Consider the following 2,339-nt stretch of genomic DNA (forward strand, 5'->3'; position numbering starts at 1 on the left):
GTACGCGCATCCGGTGATCGATGTCGTGAACAATTTGTACGGGCCGAGCGAGGACACCACGTATTCGACGCACGCGGTCACGGCTCCGGGCGATGCCCGTACGCCGATCGGTGTTCCTGTGGACGGGACGACGGCCCATGTTCTCGACGGGAATCTGCGGCCGGTGGTTCTCGGAGCCGTGGGCGAGCTGTATCTGTCGGGGGCGGGAGTGACGCGCGGGTATCACGCGCGGCCGAGCCTCACGTCGGAGCGTTACCTTCCCGACCCGTTCTCGGCGGACGGCGGCCGGATGTATCGCACGGGAGATCTGGTCCGGTGGCGTCCCGACGGGCAGTTGGACTATCTGGGCCGTGCGGACGGGCAGGTGAAGGTCCGTGGCCACCGCGTCGAACTCGGTGAGGTCGAGGAAGTCCTCAGCCGGCACCCGCAGATCAACGGCGCTGTTGTCGTCGCCCGCGAAGACATATCCGGATCACTCCGCCTGGTCGCCCATGTCGAGACGGCGGGCGGAGAGATTCCGGCCGATCTGACCTCTCACACGCGCGCCTGGCTACCGGAGTTCATGGTGCCCTCGGTCTTCGTCGGCTTGGAGGAGTTCCCCCTCCTTCCGAACGGCAAGATCGATCGGTCCGCTCTCCCCGATCCGGAACTTGGTGCGAACCACACCGCGTATCGGGCTCCGGCCGGACCGGCCGAAGAACTGGTCGCCCGCATCTGGGGCGAAGTGCTCGACGCTGCCGAAGTCGGCGCGGACGACGACTTCTTCGCCCTCGGCGGCCACTCCCTCCTCGCCACCCGGCTCACTCACCGGCTCGGCGAGGCCCTTGGCACCCGCGTACCGCTGCACCTCGTCTTCGAACACCCCACACTCGCTGATCTCGCCGCCCACCTCGACCGACTGGGCGACGCCCGCCCGCCCATACCGGTCGCACCGCGCATACCGAACCCCGACGGCACCGTCATCTTCCCCGCCACGTCCGGCCAGAAGCGGCTGTGGCTGCTGTGCGCCCTGGACCCACAGGCCAATCTCGCCTACACGCTGAACGGCGGCGCCCGGATCTCCGGCCGGCTCGACGCTCCGGCCCTGGCACGCGCGATCGAAGAGGTCACCCGCCGTCACGAGGTGCTGCGGACCACCCTGCGGGAGGAGAACGGCGAGGTCGTCCAGGTCGTCCACCCCGTCTGGTCCGGGAATCCACTGCCGTCGGCAGGCACGGCGGGAGAGGCCTCCTCGGACGATCCGGACGCGTCATCGGCGTACGACGAGGCCGAACTGCTGACGGACTGGCGGCACTCCACCGTGGACCTCGCCGACGGCCCGCTCTTCCGCGCGCGGATCGTCCGCCGCGCCGAGGATGCCCACCTGCTCCTGCTGTCCCTGCACCACACCATCGCCGACGGTTGGACGCTCACCCGCTTGCTGGACGAGATCGCCGCCGTGTACGCCGCACTTGGCGAAGGCCGCTCCCTGCCCCCGGCTCCCGCTCTCCAGTACGGCGACTTCGCCCGCATGCGAGCTGCCGAGCCGATGTCCGAGGACGACAACGGACTCGTTCACTGGCGTGAGCGGCTCGCGGGAGCGCACGCCCTGGACCTCCCGACCGACCGCCCGCGTCCCGCGCGTCGTACCCACAACGGCGCGGCCATCCCGGTGGAACTGAGTGCCGAGGTGGTCAGGGGCATCGCGCGCCGTACGGGCACGACCCCGTTCGTCGTGGTCGCCACCGCGGTCACCGTCGTCCTGGGCGCCTTGTCGGGCGGCGGCGACGTGACCATCGGCATCCCGACCAGCGGCCGTACCCACCCCGACACCGCCGGCATCCTGGGATTCTTCACCAACACCCTGCCGCTGCGGCGGACCCTGGACCCGCGGGCCACGCTCACGGAGACGCTGCGGGCCACCCACGACGCGCTCGTGGAAGCGCACCAGCACGCCGAGACGCCGTTCGAGGAGATCGTCCGGCATACGGCGCTCGCCGCCGACGGGCAGGCACGCAGCCCCCTGTTCCAGACGATGCTGGCCCTCAACGAAGCCCCGTCACGGAATCTGCACCTGCCCGGTCTGACCGTCAGCCGTCTCGACATCCCGCCGGCGGGGACCCAATTCGACCTCTCGCTCCACCTGGAGCAGGGCGAGGACGCCATCACCGGCTACCTCACCTACAACACCGATCTCTACGCCGACAGCACCGCACGTCTCTTCCCCGAGCGCCTCGCCTCCGTCGTCTCCGCGTTCGCGGAATGCCCGGACGGTGAGTTGGCCGGGGTGGATGTGCGGTCGGTGGGGGAGCGGGAGCGGTTGGGTGTGTTGTCGGTGGGTGGGCGGTTGGTGGGGAGGG

1 protein-coding gene is annotated in these 2,339 nt (G+C 70.0%); it reads left to right on the forward strand.

The genetic code is table 11. The features are described 5' to 3' along the window. Positions 1-13: 13 nt before the first annotated feature. Positions 14-2,339, forward strand: a 2,326-nt coding sequence (locus AB0F38_RS31610; RefSeq protein WP_361900880.1) for a condensation domain-containing protein, incomplete at its 3' end; no start/stop codon positions are given.

Origin of the sequence: Streptomyces sp. NPDC025273, assembly GCF_040638585.1 — a bacterium.
GTDB classification, from domain to species: Bacteria; Actinomycetota; Actinomycetes; order Streptomycetales; family Streptomycetaceae; genus Streptomyces; species Streptomyces cinereorectus.